Source organism: Chthoniobacterales bacterium, assembly GCA_018883245.1.
Taxonomy (GTDB): Bacteria; Verrucomicrobiota; Verrucomicrobiia; order Chthoniobacterales; family JACTMZ01; genus JACTMZ01.
This window is the reverse complement of the sequence record VEQL01000006.1, coordinates 1-16,609: the sequence shown is the minus strand read 5'-3', so window position 1 is coordinate 16,609 and position 16,609 is coordinate 1. Positions and strand designations below refer to the sequence as shown.

The window sequence follows — 16,609 nt, the reverse complement described above, 5'->3', positions numbered from 1 at the left end:
GCACCCGCGCCGGTCAGAACTCTCGGCTTTCCCCGATCTTCATCAGGTGCAGATTGGCACCTCGGTCGCTGAACACCCGAATGGCCTCGTGATGGTCGATCTCGATCGGCGGGAAGGTGTCATAGTGAACACCCACCACTTCCTCGGCCTCCACGAAATTGGCGGCACGGGCGGCGTCATCCGGACCCATGGTAAAGTTGTCCCCGATGCAAAGAACGGCGAATTTTAGCGAAGCACTTTCGCCGACCAGTTTCAGGTCGCGCGTGAGCGCCGTGTCGCCGGAGTAGTAAAAGTTGCCCCCCTCGCTCTCCACGAGGAAACCTCCCGGATTTCCACCGTAAGTCCCGTCGGGCAACACGCTGGAGTGGATGGCCGGGATCATCTTCACACGCCCGAACGGAAAAGTGTGGGCGCCCCCGAGATTCATGGGATGGGTCTTCGCAACCCCCTGCTTCCCGAACCATTCGGCAATCTCGTAGTTGGCGACCACCGTCGCCCCCGTGCGCTTCGCGATTTCCGCCGCGTCGGCCACATGGTCGAAATGCCCGTGCGAGACAAGGATGTAGTCGGCCGGGATTTTCTTCACATCGACAGATGCCGCTTTCGGGTTCGGAGTGACGAAGGGATCGAAAAGAAGATGCGTGCCGTTCACCAGCACACCGAAACACGAGTGTCCGTAATAGGTCAGTTTCATGGCGCTTGCTGCCCCGAGGTAAACCTTTCCGTTTTTCATTGTCAAACCGGCTCGGAAAAGGGCGAATGGCGCCCTTGATGCGCACAAAGTTGCTCGCCATCGCCGACTGGTTTCCCGCATGGGTGCTGGCGGCGGCTCTGATTGCCCTATGGGAGCCCCGCGTCTTCGCCTGGTTCAGCGGACCATGGATCGTCTGGGGACTCGCCGTCGTCATGCTCGGCATGGGCATCACACTGGATCTCGCGGATTTCACCGCCGTTCTCCGCATGCCGCGTGCCGTCGCGTTGGGTTTCGCCGCGCAATACAGCATCATGCCGTTTCTCGGTTGGGCCGTGGCCAAGGCACTCGCACTGCCGGCGCCCTTCGCAGTCGGACTCATCCTCGTCGCCTGCTGCCCCGGCGGCACGGCATCCAATGTCGTCACTTACCTCGCCCGCGCGAATGTCGCGCTTTCCGTCATCATGACCATGTGCTCGACCTTCGCCGCCGTGATCATGACACCCGTGCTCACCGGCTTGCTGGCCGGCGCCTATGTCCCGGTGGATGCGACGGGGATTTTTCTCACCACCGCGCAGGTCGTCCTGGCTCCCTTGCTGCTCGGCTTGCTCTTGCACCACAAGGCACCGCGGCTGACGTCCGTCATTCTGCCCGCCGGCCCCCTGCTTTCGGTCATTGTCATAAGCCTCATCGTGGGGAGCATCGTGGGCCAGAATGCGCAGGCCATTATCGAGCACGGATCGCGGATTTTGCTCGCCGTAGGCCTTCTTCACGCGGGGGGATTCGCCCTCGGCTACGCCGCAGCCAGAATCTTCCGCTACGACCGCGCGATCGCACGCACCGTCTCGATCGAGGTGGGAATGCAGAACTCGGGATTGGGGGCGGTTCTGGCAAAGACACGGTTCGCAGCGGAGCCGCTTACCGCCGTTCCTTCGGCGATGTCCAGCGTCTGCCACTCGGTCATGGGCAGCATGCTCGCCGGTTGGTGGCGATGGCGCGGCTCCCTCAAGGCTGGCGACACTGACGCCGGCCCATGAGGCCGAAGGCGGACGCCCTGCGCGGCGTCATTATCCCGAGCTACAATTCGGGACACCTGCTCGCGGAAACGCTACGGGGCACACTCGCCTCGGGCTTTCCGGTGATCATAAGCGACGAGCGACTGGTTGGGCTTCTAAATGAACCATGCGATATGTCAGAGTATAATTTTGGGGATGACATCGCCCAATCGCTCAGCATCGTTGCTCCTGGAGGAGACTTGTTCGGAAGCGACGATGATAGTTGGCTTGCGGGCACGGACATTTGCAATTTCACGTTGTTGACACGCCTTGCGCTTGCTGGAAAGCGGCAAGCCTTTGAAGTCGTGCGGCAGAATTTTAGAGAGCCCAGCTTACGACTCCCATACTCAGACGTCTTTTTGGTGCACTATGTGGAGTATTCGCTTGCCGAGGAGCCTTGGCGCGTGCGGGAGCAAGTTCTTTCGGGCGCAGCTGCAACTGAGTCTGCAGCCGCATGGCCTTTCGATGACGATGGCTACATCGAGCCACTTGCAGGGAACACGAGTTTCGATGATATTCGATATAGTCTTGACGCGCTCTCATTTGGCTTTTTGTCCATGTCGGCTAAATTCGTTGAGGGGAAAGTGAAAGTCGAACTCGCCTGCGAACACTTTCTCGGCGAGGGTCTAAAAGGACAATCTCTGGCCGACCATCTCCTAGATGCCTCGGACTGTTACGCTTGCAGTGCGACAACCTTCGGAAGTCACAAAAAAGATCTTTCCGTTGTGACGTTGGTTTTTACCGCTGACTTGACCTGAAAAGCAGCCTCAATTTACACGCACGGCTCATGACGAGCCTCAAACGTTTCATAAAAGGACTTCAGATAGCCCGGACGGCAACAGGTTCGGCTTCAATCTTTTCCTTGGAAATCCCGAGGAGCAGAGCAGCTGCTTCGATGTAGGAATCCAGCTGGTCTTTGTATTTGGCCCGAAGATCGACGGGGCCTTTGTCGGTCTTGAAGTCATAGATCCGCGCCTCGGTCGGTTGGTCATCTGAACCCAGCTCGATATGGACGCGATCGAAGATGCCGCTCAGCGGTCGTCCATGGATCTCCACGTCGAAGGCTCTTTCGCGCCAGAGCAAAACTTTTCCTTCGGGCTTTTTCAGGACAGTTGCGCGGTCGCTCCCGAGAAATTCACGCACGAGTTTGGTTGCTTCCGGTGTCGCGCCGGCGAAGTCGGGTTCCTCGCCAAGCCATTCGACCTGCGCAAGCAGCTCGTGCACTTCGGTGCCGAGATGCCGCGCCGCGCCGCCGCCGAGGATCAGGCCGGCCGGGATGTCCTCGCCCTCATGTGATGAAGGCGAACTCTCCCGCGTTTCCCTGCTGTCCTGTTTGAGTTTCGTGCCTTTGATGTCAGGCGCCGTTGCATCCTTGCGTTGGAAGGCCTCGAACCACTTGCCATCGCCCAAGGAGCGGTTGTCGGGATCTTCTCCTTGGCCTTGCGGGAAAAAGTCCTGCAACCAACGACCGGCATTTTTGAAATCCTTGGTCGGCGCCCGCAGGCAGTAGAGAGCGTGCTTGGCCCGCGTCATGGCAACGTAGAGCAGGCAGAGATTCTCATAGGTCTGCCGTGCCCTCAGATGTTCGCGCACTGAATCAAGCGTCTTATCGGCGGCGCAGATATCCTTGGAGGGTAGCGACATTCCCCACTCGACTCCGCCCTCCGAGTCGCGGTGCACGGAAATTCCGCTCGTGTCGCGCAGATCCGACAGGCCCTTTCCACCGAGTTCGGGCAGAATCACCATGTCCATGCCCAGACCCTTGGAGAAGTGGATGGTCATCACGCGCACGACACCGGGTGTTTCGGTTTCCTGCTCGATGCGGTGGTCGACGAACTCGATGAAAGCCCGCAAATCCTCGCCGGGTTTCTTTTGCGCCTCGTAATCGGAGGCCGCCTCGATGAAGGCCTCGACTTTCGTCGCATCGATCAGCGATTTGCGGACGACCACGCGCACCCAGCCGGACAATGTTGCCGTCAAACCGGATTCTGCGATCCGTGCCGAAGCGGTGTAGTGAAAGGATTCCGCATCGTTCGCGGCGAGAAAACCCAGCGGCGAAGCCAGAAACTGTTCCTTGGCGATGATGTCGATCGGCGAGGCAAGGAATTTGACCAGGGCAAACAAAGCCAATCCCTCGGGCGACTTGAGACAGGGATTCACACGCCCTTGGGCGGCGACGGGAATGGGCTGTCTCTGCCCCCGCAGCAAAGCGACATAGTGATCGAGTGCGGCGCGGGTGCGCACGATGATCGCGCAATTGATTCCGCGACCGATCGGATCGACCTCGCGGATGGTATCAAGCACCGCCTTATCCAACGCTTCCTGGCTGGCATCGTCGCCATCGTCCTTGTCGACCGCCAAAGTCTTGAACTGCGCGAAGCCCTTGCCGATCCGATTCAGGCGCGGCTGATGGTCGACCCATGCCTTGCGCCAGTTGGCCACCGTTTCCGCCGGTAAATCAAAATCCGCCGCGCCATCCAGACAAGACGGAGCAAAGACCGCATTGATCACCTCGACGATGTTTCCGTCGGAGCGCCAGGACTCGTGGAGCCTGTCTTGTGCGATCTCCACGCCCCTCTTGGTCCGGAAGTTGTCGTGCACCTGCCCGAACAACTCGAAGTCCCCGCCGCGCCATCCGTAAATGGCCTGCTTGGTGTCTCCCACGTAGAAAAAGCTGCGGCCTTCGTCACCGCAAACCACCTCGTCGGCCAGGGGTTCCATGATGCGCCACTGCAGGCGGCTGGTGTCCTGGAACTCGTCGAGCAGCCAGTGGTTGTAACGGCCATCCAACCGATACTCGATGTGCTTGTGGTCGATCTTCTTTTGATGGATGGCCAGGAGCGTGGCCAGATCGGTGAAGGTCAATTGGCCGGCGAGGCGCACGGTCCTCTTGTAAATCTCCTCGTAGTCTTTGAGCAGAGCGTAGAGCGCCCGGGAGGATCCGAGTTTGCTCAGCAACTCGAGTTTGGCGATCGCGTTGAAAAGATTGTCCCGCGCCGCCAGCATCGGAGGGCGCAGAAACAACTTGGTGCGCCCGATGGCGATGTAGGGCTCGTTGGATTGTCCGGTGCCGCGTCCTGCATCGGTCAGCTTTTTGACAAAGGCGGCAAGCGGGCCGCTGATGCGGCGCGGCGGATGGTGCGCCACGGCAAGTTCAAGCCAGCCCTCGATGGTGCTTTTCGCTTTTTCGTCGAGTTTCGGATCCGATTGCGCGAATGCCGCGCTGCGAAACTTGTCCGCCGCCGTTTTGACATCATCCGCATTGAGAATCGCGCTGCCTCCCGGCCAGATGATGTCTTCTTTGCCCCACGGCCTGTCTCCGGGCGTCTCAATGAATTTCTCGTGCAAAGAGGATGCTGCGCGGGAAACAGACTTGAGGGCCGACTGCTCGGCGCGGTTCCGGCTCTGCTGGCGCAGTGTCTCGATGAGTTCCTCGAGTCCCCTTTTCTCCGTTGCTTCGGCAAACAGCCGCTCGAGCGTCCGTCGTTGCAACTCCTCCTTGTCGGCATCGTCGAGCAACTCCACTTCCTTGGACAATCCCAACTCGAAGGGGAAGGCGCGCACAATGCGTCCGAAGTATTGGTCGAGCGTTCCCATGGAGAGCCGGGGCAAAGCGTCGACCAGAGCGCGCAGCAATTTGGTGCAACCATCGGCGTCGATCGGTCGGCAGTCCTTGCCGATCTGGTCCTGTAAATTTTTCAGTTCCACGGGATCCGTGGCGGCTTTGGACAGACGCTCGAAAAGTTTCTGCAGGAACTCGGCGGCCGCGGCCCTGGTGAAGGTGAGCGCGAGGATTTCCTCGGGCTTGGCATCCCGCTGAAGCAACTGGATACAACGGGTGACAAGGCAGTGCGTCTTGCCGCTGCCAGCATTGGCGACGATCAGCAGATTGCGCTCGAAGTTGTTGGCGCGTCCGTTCATCACGGGTTGCAGTTCAGCCGGTGGGCCGACTCCTCGTCGATCATCTCCTGGGGATCCCCTTGCATGAACCAATCTTCGAAATCATCGAACTCGATCTGCGAGGAGGGCGCGGGGGGCCAGAAGTGTCCGCCTTTGACCAGTTGCGCGATGCGTTCGGCGCATTTCTCCGCCGATGCCTGCATCTCGTCGGTGAGTTGGAAGATTTCCAGCGAGTCTTTGCTCAGGTCTCCATCCGGCGGGAGCAGGAAGTAGCCGACCTCGATGCCCTTGGCCGCATGCTCCGGCCAGATGCGTTTGGCCAACCAAGCATACAGCGGCAATTGCAGATCGGTCCACGAACGCGGGCGGGGTTCCCCCTTCTTCGTCCGTATCTCCAACTCCGCCTCGGGCAAATGATCACTCTCCCGCAGGGGACCGATGTGTGTCTTGGTCGGATTCTTGGGCTGCGAATAGGTTTTGTAGTCCAAGATGCGCAGGCCTTTTTCGGGATGCACATCGATGCGGTCGATCGTTCCGGTGACCGGCAGACCGCCGAGTTGATGGTTGTCTTCGATCGTCACCTTGAACTCCGCCTCGATGGTCTTCCATCCTTCGTCGCGGATGATGGACTCGGTGGCGGCGGCGGCCGCGAGGCGGGCGCGCATGTTTTCGATCTGCACCCGGACTACCGGTGAGGGCTTTTCGCCATAGTAAGCGGGTGAGACGGCATCGAGGATCTCCGAGAGCTTGCGTGCGATTTCGTCCGGATCACGCAGACCGGCCAGGGATTTGTCCAAGGCAAAATCCTCTAGGACCTTGTGCATCACCGTGCCGAAGTCCGTCGCGGGAATTTCCCGCGCATCGGCATCGAATTTCCGCATCTTCAGAATATGCGCGAGGTAAAAGCGCAGCGGACACTCGAGATAACTCTTGAACGCGGTCACGCGAATCGATTTGGGCGGAAATTGCTCTGCCGTGGGTTCCGGGATGTGCAGCTTGAAGCTCGCATCGTTCTTGTCTTTGCGCTCCGAGCGCGGCGCCGGTTTGAGCAACCAGTCGGAGCGACTCGGCAATTCGCTGTCGGCGCAGGAGAAGAGCAGACGCGAGGGACGGTTCGGCTCGCCTTGCTTGCGGAAGCGCGAAAAACCGAGGCGCACCTGCGATGCGGGCCGGGAAGAGAGAATACAGGAGAGCAGGTAGGCATCGCGGGCCAGGCGCCTTTTCTGGTCGGTCAAACCGAGACCTTCTTTTTTTGCGTCCGGCAGAAAGGCATCGTCGTAGGTTCCGGATGGCAATGCTCCCTCGCGGCAACCGGCGATGACCAATGTTTTGGCATTGCTCCATGGTGCCTCGAGCCATCCCTGGACTTCGATGGCGCCGGCTGGAGCACGGGGAAAGATGCGTTTGCGGAGAATGTCGGCCTTGGCCGCAGCACGGCGCATGTCTTCCGGCAATTCCCGCAACAGTGCCGAGTTGTCGAACTGCCCGGTCACTTCGGCGATCGCCGCCAATTCCTTGGCCGCGAAGGATCCCGCCTCGACCGTTCCACGGTGCTCATTGACCGCCGAAAGCATTCCGCGTCCGTCGAGTTTGCGCGCAAGAAGGCTCTCTGCAGTCCTAACGAGGTCTTCCTGCGCAATGAAAGCTCTCAAAGCACCTTTGTTGCTCGGACGCTCGGCGTGCTGGAGCCAACTTCGGGCCGACGGAATATTTTCGCACAACCGCTGACCGATCAATAGATCGCAGGACTCGAGGGCGTCATTGGCCCTGAACTTTTCCGCTTTGCCCGCTTCGGCGACGAAGAACGCGAGAAAAGCCGGCTTTTGCAGGAGAACGCGCAGGTCACGAAGACGGCGGGTCGCGGCGAATGCATCCCAACCGAGCAGAATCTCCGCCGACTCGGTCTGAGCCAACCCTCGACCTTCGGGCAGATAAGATTCCGCATCGCGCCAGGTGATTTCTTGCGCGAGGGCCACCGCTGATTCCGGTGCGGCCGCAAAGACTTCGAAGTCTGCATCAGCCTGGGCGCCGACGTAGTCGAGGAGGAATCCCGCCTCGGTGGGAGGATCGTTGGCCGGCAAGATCGTATCTTGCTCCACACGCAGCAGTCCTCCTTCGGTCCACTCCTTCTTGGGACGCCCCATGGCATCGAGATGCTTTGCTTGGCCCTGCGGACTCCAGGCGAGCACGTCGATTGCGATCCCCTTTTTCTCAAGCGACTGCAGATATGTTTCCACGACCGGCGCAAGGTCGGGGATGCATGCCACGACAACGCGCTTCAAATCTTCTGTGGCCGCCGGACTCTTGGCCTGCTCCAAGCGCACATCGTTGGGATCGCGCAATCCGTGTTTGGACAAGAGTTTGAGATACTCGGCGTAAAGTTTGCCGAAGGCCTCCCAGCGTTGTGCATCTTCAGTGAGTTGTTTGGGAAGCGACGGCGAAGCCGGATCGAGTCCCGCTTCGGCCAATTGGTCGCAGACATTGCAGAGGCGCGCCGCTACGCCGAATCGGTCGTCGGGAGTATCGAGAGGGACGACGGGCGGGATCAGGGAGGCAAAAGTCTTCTGCTTGGCGGGATCGAGTAGGTGCACCCATGCCGCTTCCCGCTCCAAGCGACTAGCCACGGCAAGTCCGCTCGGAACAAGCGCATCCATCGGAAGCCGGAATTGCGGGGAAAGGACACCGTGTTTGGAAAGTTCCCTTCTGATGGCACGGCCGGCACCGGCGGTCGGAATAAGGACCAGCGTGTCCCCCAGATCGATGGGCCTTCCCGTCCGACCCGCCAGCAAATGGGCCGCGACCTGTGGGGCCAAGGATTCAGGTTTGTCGAGGGGAATGACGGGCTTCAAGAGGATTCCGACCCTAGCAGATCAGGCCGGAAAAGCGAGCCGGGATCGTGTCATAACCTTTTGATGCTAAACAAAAGGTAGCGGAATTCTCCCTCTCGCGAGTAGTCGTTCCATTCACAAATGTAGCTTCCCGAGATGGTTATCGGATGGACCCGTTTTGCGCCCAGTGACTTTTTGTTGCTATTGTTTTCCCACGCCATCCTTCCGTGAATTGCTCTCCCTTGGTGGAGGGAAAAGCTCGAGCCGTTGCCGCGACACGGACCCCAATAGGATGCGTCACTTGTGATGAACAACACAAAGCCCCCACGATTGGATTTTTCAACGCGCGAAAGATCTTTCAGCACATCGTAGCGGCCAAGCGGTTGTGCTCCATGTTGCTTGAGAGCAAAATTCTCTTCAGAGATGGTAATATCCCTTACCGCCGTCTTGTATTTGAACTCGATCACGGTAGCCGGCGCAGGAATAAGTAGGTCTACTTCACCCACATCCGGGAGTGGAACTTCCAGCCTGAGTGACACGCCTTTGGTGGAAGCGAGTTCCCAGGCGAATGCGTGCTGCAAGTCGGCTTCGGAATGAAAAACGGGGCGGCGCTTAGACAAATTAACGATGGCGCTAGTGACGGTTTGTTTATCCATTTGGGGGGTTCTTCGGAAAAGCAAGCCAAGCAGCCTCGGTTATCGCTCTCAAACAGCAATGTTATTGATACGCTCAAGTGCCTTCCTCGCTTCGTCCGCAACCAAGTCCGGCTGCGAGTCGTCGCGATAGGCTGCGAAAACATGCTTCCCATTTTCCTTTTTGACGGTAACTGCATTCGGCCGTGTTTTGTCATCTCGCACTTCTTCTAGGAATTTAACGGCATCTCTCCTTCTGAGAGCCGACATTATGCGTATTGTGTTGATCTTGCTCGCATCATTACAGGCCCCAAAAGCCCCGATGCAGTCTCTGATAATAATTTCGTTGATCAGCTTGGGTGAATGAATGGCAGCAAGGTGAAGCACGTCTGTCGCGTGCATTTTACAGGGCTTGTCACCAGCCGAGTGCAAGTAGTCCGGAGCGGATAAAAGGTCGGAATGGGCAAGCGAGACGGCCTCGGAGTCAGTTGGAAGATCATACCGGGCCAAGTGCAAGCGTTTGATCTCTTGCATTAATTTTGATTCAGCTTTGTTCATAGCAGTTTGGATAGTTTCAGAGTAGATTTAGGCAGAGCAGTCTGCCGCGTGCATCTGGATTCTCGGAGTTTCCGAACCTAGTCGAACTGCCATAGGGGATGCAGTTCCTATTTTGCAAAGTTGGGCAGCCCAAGGGGCTGATCCTTTGCCTGAGCCGATCTATCTTGATTTGGGCTACTTAAAAACGACGATTTTTTCCCCAAAGTAGGAGTCGTCCTCTTCAACCTGATACCGCACATAAAAATGACCGTTATACTCACCGTCATCATTGCGGAACTCTCCCCCGCCATTCTCCTCAGACACTAATCGCACCGATTTATCGGGAGGGTCTTCATCTTGGAACACTGCCCAGCAAGAGGCCAATTTTCTTGGGTCGATTTTTTTGTTTGCCGACAGATCAGATAAAAATGTGTCCGCTAAATCTTTCCAAATCTTGGCATCGGCTTTCCAGATATTATCGCCGACAGCTACTTTAACTTTAGCTGAATTGCCGGGCGAACAAATCTCATCGCCGATCCACTCCAAATTGACTTCTTTCGTTCCTGATCCCTCTGGGTCCCCGCACATAATTAAGTCCGAGGAACTCTCTTCTGGAACAAAACCAACATCAATAAGGAATTTTTCTGCCATAGGTTTACATTAAATACAACACGACAGAGGTCGACGGTCAAGCCTTTTTCAGTCGGCCCGCCGCTCAGGTAAAAGGCTCCCCACTTTAGCCCGGGTGTCGTCTGCTCAAAAGATGAAAAGATATCGCTTAGCTTATTGCTCATGGGCTTCTTTTATTTTTATTTAACGAAGCTTGCCCGAAGCAGCCGCCCGAAGCGAGACGGAAACCTGTCATAGCCGTGCTTTTCTCCCAACTCAGTCCGCGGCAACGACATTGACTGTGGACTTGCCCAGCGCAGGCTCTAGTTCCTTCCAAGGGAGACAGCACTGAGTTCCTGTTCATTTGCTGCAGCCTCCGTCCGCCAGCACTTCCCACTTTTGTTCCACTGAGGCTTGAATCTCTGAAGCAAAAAGTCTTCCCATCCTGCCGCTAAATTTATTGTGTAGCTCATCCACCGAATAGGCGAGGCGTGTATCGGTAGCACAAGGATGCGAACGTCCTTCCCACGTCCCAGCAATTTGCGGATTCCCGCTTGAAGCTTTCGGTCCAGCAAACGAAGGCTGTCAGGTTTACTATAGTCTGCAATTCGCTTGCTGAGGACCTTTGGCGTCCTGCCTATATAGAGAACATTATTCCCGCTGCAGAATGCATAAAGGGCACCGTGTGAGGCCGTAAGCCACCGCCAACGGGCCGATTTGTAGCCGACCGCTTTCAATTTCCTGCCATCGGTTTGCCATCGTGCTGCGTCCTCGAAGCCTATGGCGAGCAGAGCGACCGCACTAGACCCGTAGCGAGTAGGAGGCATATTCAAAAGCCTTTCTGCGCTTTCAAGATTTGCCAAGCCAGACCATGACTCATTGCGAACAAGGACAAAACACCTGTGATACTCCCTTTTGGTGCCTTACGAGCGGCATGCCTGAATTGGTGCTATCGACCAAAGCAAGCAGCACCCTGAGCCTGCCGGCTATTTCTAGGAGCAACTCCTCCTCTGATTGAACTGAATTAGCCTCCAAATTGTTTCGCGATGTTTTCGCTTGAGAAGCTGGGGTCGTCGATCCGGTCAGGACTTTTTGTTCTTCACTCATAGGGGTGAAAGTTTTCTGTGGCTGGAACGCAAGCCTGTCTGAATCACCAGCACGAAGCGAGCCGAAAACCCGTCATAAACGCGGCGGTTCTCTAACTTAGTCCACCGCAATGGCTTTGGAGATCGTCACGCCGCTTTAATCCGCGGCAGATTCATCATCACCATCTGTCCACCAGCGTGATTCCCAGATGGTGCCAGACCTCATTCCCTGCTGTGCGGCATGAGCGTCCACTTTCGCCCACGCATCCTTGAGAACCTGCATGTCGTCGATTCCTTTGAATCCACCAAGCCGCAAGCCCACGGCTGCAAAGACCCGGTTGTCCAAAGGTGGCAAGAGGGGCATTTTTTCAGGGTTTCCGAGCAGCCAGAGGTATTTCAGGTAGAGCGCGATTAATTTCTGTGAAATCCCGAGGGTGATCATGCCTGGTGCCAAGACTGCTTTGTGATGCTTGTTGGCTTCCCTCTTTAGGTCCTCGATCTCTTGGCAGAAGGTGACGGGCGTGTATTCCCACGCGATGTAGCGCAAACCGAGAGCGGTGAGCCATTCTTTGGTCCAATTTCTGAACTCCCCGCGACGAGGGTCATCCACCGCCACCGCGTAGACCGACGTCCCCCGCTGGGTCGCCGCGTTGAAAGAATTTCTCAACACCATTTGGTGAATGAAGGGATTTATTTCCATGGAATTACATGCTTATTGGCATTCACGACCAATTAACCGGCGTGAAGCGGCCTGAAAAACTGAGTCTTTTGTCATCGCGGACGACTTGCCTGGTCCGGTTTTTGTAGCTTTCGCCGTCAGTTTCGCGGTGTTTCCCGCAATGCGCCTGCTCGACCGCGAGAAGAAAGCGGATGTCGCTGACCGCCTCCTTCAGATCCTCCTCGAGCTTTTGGCGCTTGCTGATCTTGCGGCTGATCATCAACGCGATCACGGCGCCAATAACGGTGGCAAGCACAGTGAAACAACCGGTGATTAATGCCGCTTGAATTTCCGGGCTCATGAGCGAGGCGAAGTGGGCATTCAGCCGAGAAATGTCTTCCTAAATCGTGCGGCCGCAGCTGCGTCGTATTTGCAATCCGCGGGAGCGGTAAAGGGTAGCCCCGAACTGATGAGAACAGCGGAAGATGTCTCGCTCGATTCGATGCCCTCACCTGTTAAGCCTTGAACGCCAGTGATGATAAAATACTGGGCAGAAGCTGCGGCTGGGTCGGTAGCGAAAAGATTGAAGCCACCAATGCGCACAATTTCAAAAACAAGCTTGGAGCGATCATAAACATCAACCGAACCGGTGAAAGTCGCAGTGCCCTCGGAGTTCTCCATCGCCAGTATCCCTGCTGAAGACATGTCGCAGGAGTTGCCCGTGGCTTGGAGCACTTTGAAAAGGTTGGGGACATCCGCCAACTTGAAGCTGTCGATCTTTTTTCCGTCCGAAGTGACAAGAACTTTGGTCTTTTTATCCAGAAGGATGCCGCTGCCGTGAAAGACATCTGACCTCTCGAACCACCGAGGCTCGTCTTGCTCAAACCAAGTCTCGGCCATGGATTTCAAGGCAGCCTTATTTTCCGAGGGCGACTGGCTGGGGTGCGGGATTTTGGTGATGGCAGTTTCGTTCGTCGTGCCGCTGATGACTAATGTTAGGTCCATAAGAGGTATTGCTCAATTAGCTAACGTGCCACTCGGGTGCCAGGGTAAGCGACATCCAGTAGCCAAGCTCGTTCTTCATATCGAAGGGCTCATCCAGCGAGCAGTCGGTCCAAATGTCGCCTTCGAATTCATCCGCGCGGTCGAATTTAACTACGTGGTAGCTGTAGCTCGTAAATTGACCCTCTGAATCAAACCCGGATGCAGCAACCAGAATGAGGGGATTCTCTGAGGAGCTAGGCCAGTCTTGGTTAGCGTGTATCCAGTTCATAAATCGCATTTTTTCAAATAAATGTCCGTAAAGCGAGCACAAACCGTGTCATAGGCGACGCGTATACTAGACCCGGTGCCAGATGAATTGTTCCATCTGGATCAGGGAGCCGAAGGGGATCGGCGACGTTTCGGCGTATTTACGCAGCTTGGTCTGGATCGCGAGATAGTCCCTAACTTCTTGATCGGCAACTGAATCAGCCTCCACCCGGCTCCAGGCGTTCCATAAGATTGGCACGCTTTTGAACTTGCCGAGGACGATGCGGTCTATCGGCGCGTGGAGCAGTTTCTCTGTAACCGCATCGATGAAGTCGAGGGCCCAGAGATCCTTGAAAAAGAGATTCACCATTTTCTGCCCCACCCCGAATCCACCGCGCTGTTTGAGGATGGAGGCGACTGCCAACGCGGATTGCAGGACGAGTCGGTCGAAGGCTTTCTGCGTTTCAGGCAATGCCTTGGCAACCGCCCGCATGTAAAGCGGCAGCAGAACAGCGCACCAGATCTCGTCGGCCCGAACTCGAAGTGATTCTCGAAGGGACCCTTGCTCGTGAATGAGTAGGGATTGGTGCGCTCGGCCCTTGCCCGAAATCCTCTGGGCTTGTCGGGCAATTCGGTGCGCCCGTTCGCATTGCTCATCTTTCCGGTCATTCCGACATAGACGAGGGATGAGGCAGTGCGGCCACTTCCCTGCCAAATCGCATAGACACCCTGGCCAATCGGCCAAGGCAGTTTGGAACAGTTGTCTTCCTCGACAACGTGGAAGCAATCCACCGCTTCGAAGCAACGCCGCAACTCACCGTAGAAATCGCGGAAAGTGCCCCGGTTGCAAGCGAACAGTTGATCCAGATTCATACTGTCTTTGCTACCCCGTCTCAGTCGTGGGTCACAAAAAGCTGCAAGTCCGAACATCTCAGGCATTTCCCCAAACATCGGGCCATGCTTTCCCGAAAGCTTCGACGACGCTGCTCGGTAAATTGTCGAAGTCGAGGTTTTCCAACCCCACGCATTTGACATGCTTGGCCAGCTGCAGCCCAGAGGCTTCGGTAAGTGAGGAAATCCCATTGAGATCCAACTCCCCCTCGTGCTTGGCCAACGCTGCAGCAACATCCTCGGGCAAATCCGTGACGTCATTCAGATTGATTCCCCCTTTAAACCGGCTGAGAGCCTCAGCTGCTTCGGGACTTAGAACCTATCCCAAAACCTCTTTCATGAGCAGAAGAGCGCAAGCGAAATGAAGGAAGCCTTGGAAAGCGAGTTGGGATTTTTCCCACCGGATACAAAGGCGCCGGTAGTTTTGCAGCCACGCGATGGTGCGCTCAACAGTCCAACGCCGTTTGTAGCGACGCAGAGCGCGGCCGTCCTGCGAGACATGTCGGTTGGCCCGATTGGGGGCGATGAGTTCCATGCCTTGCAGGGCGAGTTTTTCATCCAAGGCATCGCTGTCGTAAGCCTTATCGCCGATGACTCGCTCGGGCAACTCGGAGCTGAGCATGAAGCCGAAGAGTTCCTGGATCAGACCGCTTTCATGCGGGTTGGCCGGGGCCGTGCTGACCGCCAGCGGCAGTCCTTTAGCATCGACCAAAATCATGATTTTCACTCCTTTGCCAGCCTTGGTGCAGCCGATGCCCGCGCCGCCACCCTTGGCTTTGGCAAAGGTTCCGTCCACGAAGCATTCGTAGAGCCGGAAGCGACCTTGCTCTTCGACCAAGCGCCCCATCGAACGCATGAGATGATCGAAAACTCCCGCCCTCACCCAACGCAAAAACCAGCGGTGCACGCTGCTCTTGGAACCGAATCGCTTGGGCAGATCTTTCCACTTCGCGCCATTGTCCAAGACCCAGAAAATCCCGGCCAAGGCGCGCCGTTTATCGATCGGAGGTCTGCCACCTTTGGGACTGACAGCGTGATCGGGAACCAACATTTCAAGGACATCGAGTTGTGTTTTGCTGAGTATAAGCATGACCATAACGCAGCAGCCTTCATGCCAATGAAGGGGGTTTTGGGATAGGTTCTAGTTTGAAGTTACCGAGAAGGCTTAAATAGTCACCGTTGAATCCCTCAAGAAGTGTCGTGAGAAAGTCCAGCGGCAGTTGGCTGATGTCCGTAATGCTGAGCTTTCCCCGGAAGCTTCGGATCTCCTCGGCCAGCGCAGGAGTCAGTTCAACGCCATCCTTCAGTGTTGCCGATTGGATGCCTTCGTATTCCGTGATTTCAAGGGAAGGGAAATTCATATGCTGCGAAAATATCTGGTCCGACGGTGTTTTTCGAGGGCAAAACGTGTCATAGCTTGAGCTCTCGATAGCAGTGGTTTCAGCAGTTAATGGTAAATTCTTCGGTCTCTTCTCCGGTTTCGTCGTCCGTTTCTTTGTTGTAGCCAGCCATCCACACATCAGTTTTTTCGCAGTAAACTCCGTCTTTCAGGACTCGGACTTGTGCATGTTCAGGCACCCCGCGCAGCGCTTTCTTGAGTTCTTTTACGGTCATGCTGTTTATCGTTGGTGATTCACGATGCGGGAGCTGGCTGGTTTATTTTAGCCGGCGCTTGATATATCGGACGCGTTTCGCGAGATCACCATAGAGCTCGATCTCCTCATTTTGCGAAAGGCTTTCAGCCGCCGCTTGGGAAACTTCCTCGGCCAACAAACCGGCGAGATCAACAGGACCCCGGTGCTGAGCAAGGCTCTTGGCGGCCGCGTCGGAAATTCCTTTAAGCGCCTTTAACTCCAACCGCCCTTGGTGCTTGGAGAGGCTCTCTGCAGCAGAGTCGGAGAGACGGAGCAATCCACTAAAACAACTACCGTCTAGAAGACGGTAGGTTTGCCTTCGGCGGCACATCGTCAATTAGAAATTGACCGTCATCGTGGACAGGCTCTCCCTCCTGCTCGGCGATGTAGCTCTTTATCATCGCATCCGTGATGTTGCCCGAGCTTACCGCCAAGTATCCCCTGCCCCACAGATGCTTTCCCCAAAACTGTTTGCGCAGATGCGCAAACTCCTGAAGGAGTATCCGTGAACTCGTTCCTTTCAGCCACTGCACGATCGAACTGATGTCCTGCTGCGGACGATAGCTCAAAAACATATGCACATGATCCCGCGCAATCTTCCCGCTGATGATCACCAACTCGCGCTCCATCGCCACTTGCCTCAGCAGATCCCTCACCCGCAGCGCAACTTCCCCAACCAACACTTTCTTGCGGTATTTCGGTATCCAGACCAAATGCACCTTCAGGTCGTGCTTGCTGTGGCTGCCCTTCCGATAGAGCTTCATCTCCCACAAGTCTTCTACCTTCCCTTCGCCTGAAGGCGAGGGATTTAGGACTATCCCCGAGTGGGGACATTAAA

General features: G+C 56.3%; 18 protein-coding genes. 3 read left to right on the top strand and 15 right to left on the bottom strand.

The window, feature by feature from the left end; all coding sequences use genetic code 11:
• Positions 1-13: 13 nt before the first annotated feature.
• Positions 14-694 (bottom strand): metal-dependent hydrolase, encoded by a 681-nt coding sequence (locus tag FGM15_03450; protein ID MBU3664919.1) that lies wholly within the window; start codon positions 692-694, stop codon positions 14-16.
• Positions 695-759: 65 nt separating this feature from the next.
• Between FGM15_03450 and FGM15_03445 the strand changes: the two genes are divergently transcribed.
• Together FGM15_03445 and FGM15_03440 are read left to right on the top strand one after the other, a co-directional pair.
• Positions 760-1,728, top strand: a complete 969-nt coding sequence (locus tag FGM15_03445) for a bile acid:sodium symporter family protein (GenBank protein ID MBU3664918.1) — start codon at positions 760-762, stop codon at positions 1,726-1,728.
• On the top strand, positions 1,725-2,504 hold the full coding sequence (locus FGM15_03440) for a hypothetical protein (GenBank protein ID MBU3664917.1): 780 nt from the start codon (positions 1,725-1,727) through the stop codon (positions 2,502-2,504). Before FGM15_03445 ends, FGM15_03440 begins: the two co-directional genes overlap by 4 nt.
• A gap of 61 nt (positions 2,505-2,565) precedes the next feature.
• Here FGM15_03440 and FGM15_03435 read toward each other — a convergent pair whose 3' ends face one another.
• The 8 genes from FGM15_03435 to FGM15_03400 all read right to left on the bottom strand — a co-directional run bounded on the left by FGM15_03435 (position 2,566) and on the right by FGM15_03400 (position 12,904).
• On the bottom strand, positions 2,566-5,667 hold the full coding sequence (locus FGM15_03435) for a hypothetical protein (GenBank protein ID MBU3664916.1): 3,102 nt from the start codon (positions 5,665-5,667) through the stop codon (positions 2,566-2,568).
• Positions 5,667-8,459, bottom strand: a complete 2,793-nt coding sequence (locus FGM15_03430) for a hypothetical protein (protein ID MBU3664915.1) — start codon at positions 8,457-8,459, stop codon at positions 5,667-5,669. The genes FGM15_03435 and FGM15_03430 overlap by 1 nt, the downstream gene beginning before the upstream one ends.
• Before the next feature lie 86 nt (positions 8,460-8,545).
• A complete protein-coding gene (locus FGM15_03425; protein MBU3664914.1) occupies positions 8,546-9,130 on the bottom strand; it encodes a hypothetical protein in 585 nt (194 codons plus the stop codon).
• A gap of 48 nt (positions 9,131-9,178) precedes the next feature.
• Positions 9,179-9,664, bottom strand: coding sequence for a hypothetical protein (locus tag FGM15_03420; GenBank protein ID MBU3664913.1), 486 nt, complete (start codon positions 9,662-9,664; stop codon positions 9,179-9,181).
• A gap of 174 nt (positions 9,665-9,838) precedes the next feature.
• Entirely contained in the window at positions 9,839-10,294 is a 456-nt protein-coding gene (locus FGM15_03415) for a hypothetical protein (protein ID MBU3664912.1), read from the bottom strand.
• Between the two features lie 1,200 nt (positions 10,295-11,494).
• Entirely contained in the window at positions 11,495-12,037 is a 543-nt protein-coding gene (locus FGM15_03410; GenBank protein ID MBU3664911.1) for a hypothetical protein, read from the bottom strand.
• A 22-nt stretch (positions 12,038-12,059) separates the two neighbouring features.
• Positions 12,060-12,356 (bottom strand): hypothetical protein, encoded by a 297-nt coding sequence (locus FGM15_03405; protein MBU3664910.1) that lies wholly within the window; start codon positions 12,354-12,356, stop codon positions 12,060-12,062.
• A 20-nt stretch (positions 12,357-12,376) separates the two neighbouring features.
• Positions 12,377-12,904 (bottom strand): hypothetical protein, encoded by a 528-nt coding sequence (locus tag FGM15_03400; protein MBU3664909.1) that lies wholly within the window; start codon positions 12,902-12,904, stop codon positions 12,377-12,379.
• Here FGM15_03400 and FGM15_03395 point away from each other — a divergent pair.
• Complete coding sequence (locus FGM15_03395; protein ID MBU3664908.1) at positions 12,894-13,187, top strand: hypothetical protein; 294 nt, start codon at positions 12,894-12,896, stop codon at positions 13,185-13,187. The two genes, FGM15_03400 and FGM15_03395, sit on opposite strands and share 11 nt — an antisense overlap.
• A 147-nt stretch (positions 13,188-13,334) precedes the next feature.
• Here the strand turns inward: FGM15_03395 and FGM15_03390 are convergent, their stop codons facing one another.
• The 6 genes from FGM15_03390 to tnpA all read right to left on the bottom strand — a co-directional run bounded on the left by FGM15_03390 (position 13,335) and on the right by tnpA (position 16,535).
• Positions 13,335-13,739 (bottom strand): hypothetical protein, encoded by a 405-nt coding sequence (locus tag FGM15_03390; protein ID MBU3664907.1) that lies wholly within the window; start codon positions 13,737-13,739, stop codon positions 13,335-13,337.
• Between the two features lie 438 nt (positions 13,740-14,177).
• Positions 14,178-14,384, bottom strand: a complete 207-nt coding sequence (locus FGM15_03385) for a hypothetical protein (protein MBU3664906.1) — start codon at positions 14,382-14,384, stop codon at positions 14,178-14,180.
• Positions 14,385-14,456: 72 nt separating this feature from the next.
• Positions 14,457-15,233 (bottom strand): IS5 family transposase, encoded by a 777-nt coding sequence (locus tag FGM15_03380; GenBank protein MBU3664905.1) that lies wholly within the window; start codon positions 15,231-15,233, stop codon positions 14,457-14,459.
• A gap of 13 nt (positions 15,234-15,246) precedes the next feature.
• Positions 15,247-15,498: a hypothetical protein gene (locus FGM15_03375; protein MBU3664904.1), complete on the bottom strand. Its 252-nt coding sequence runs from the start codon at positions 15,496-15,498 to the stop codon at positions 15,247-15,249.
• Positions 15,499-15,793: 295 nt separating this feature from the next.
• Complete coding sequence (locus FGM15_03370) at positions 15,794-16,048, bottom strand: hypothetical protein (GenBank protein MBU3664903.1); 255 nt, start codon at positions 16,046-16,048, stop codon at positions 15,794-15,796.
• 13 nt (positions 16,049-16,061) lie between these two features.
• A complete protein-coding gene (gene tnpA / locus FGM15_03365; GenBank protein ID MBU3664902.1) occupies positions 16,062-16,535 on the bottom strand; it encodes an IS200/IS605 family transposase in 474 nt (157 codons plus the stop codon).
• Between the last annotated feature and the right edge of the window lie 74 nt (positions 16,536-16,609).

Coding starts and splice junctions, on each gene's coding strand:
- FGM15_03450 (MBU3664919.1), bottom strand. CDS start 694: ATGAAACTGACCTATTACGGACACTCGTGTTTCGGTGTGCTGGTGAAC.
- FGM15_03445 (MBU3664918.1), top strand. CDS start 760: ATGGCGCCCTTGATGCGCACAAAGTTGCTCGCCATCGCCGACTGGTTT.
- FGM15_03440 (MBU3664917.1), top strand. CDS start 1,725: ATGAGGCCGAAGGCGGACGCCCTGCGCGGCGTCATTATCCCGAGCTAC.
- FGM15_03435 (MBU3664916.1), bottom strand. CDS start 5,667: ATGAACGGACGCGCCAACAACTTCGAGCGCAATCTGCTGATCGTCGCC.
- FGM15_03425 (MBU3664914.1), bottom strand. CDS start 9,130: ATGGATAAACAAACCGTCACTAGCGCCATCGTTAATTTGTCTAAGCGC.
- FGM15_03420 (MBU3664913.1), bottom strand. CDS start 9,664: ATGAACAAAGCTGAATCAAAATTAATGCAAGAGATCAAACGCTTGCAC.
- FGM15_03415 (MBU3664912.1), bottom strand. CDS start 10,294: ATGGCAGAAAAATTCCTTATTGATGTTGGTTTTGTTCCAGAAGAGAGT.
- FGM15_03410 (MBU3664911.1), bottom strand. CDS start 12,037: ATGGAAATAAATCCCTTCATTCACCAAATGGTGTTGAGAAATTCTTTC.
- FGM15_03405 (MBU3664910.1), bottom strand. CDS start 12,356: ATGAGCCCGGAAATTCAAGCGGCATTAATCACCGGTTGTTTCACTGTG.
- FGM15_03395 (MBU3664908.1), top strand. CDS start 12,894: ATGGATTTCAAGGCAGCCTTATTTTCCGAGGGCGACTGGCTGGGGTGC.
- FGM15_03390 (MBU3664907.1), bottom strand. CDS start 13,739: ATGCGGGCGGTTGCCAAGGCATTGCCTGAAACGCAGAAAGCCTTCGAC.
- FGM15_03380 (MBU3664905.1), bottom strand. CDS start 15,233: ATGGTCATGCTTATACTCAGCAAAACACAACTCGATGTCCTTGAAATG.
- FGM15_03375 (MBU3664904.1), bottom strand. CDS start 15,498: ATGAATTTCCCTTCCCTTGAAATCACGGAATACGAAGGCATCCAATCG.
- tnpA (MBU3664902.1), bottom strand. CDS start 16,535: ATGAAGCTCTATCGGAAGGGCAGCCACAGCAAGCACGACCTGAAGGTG.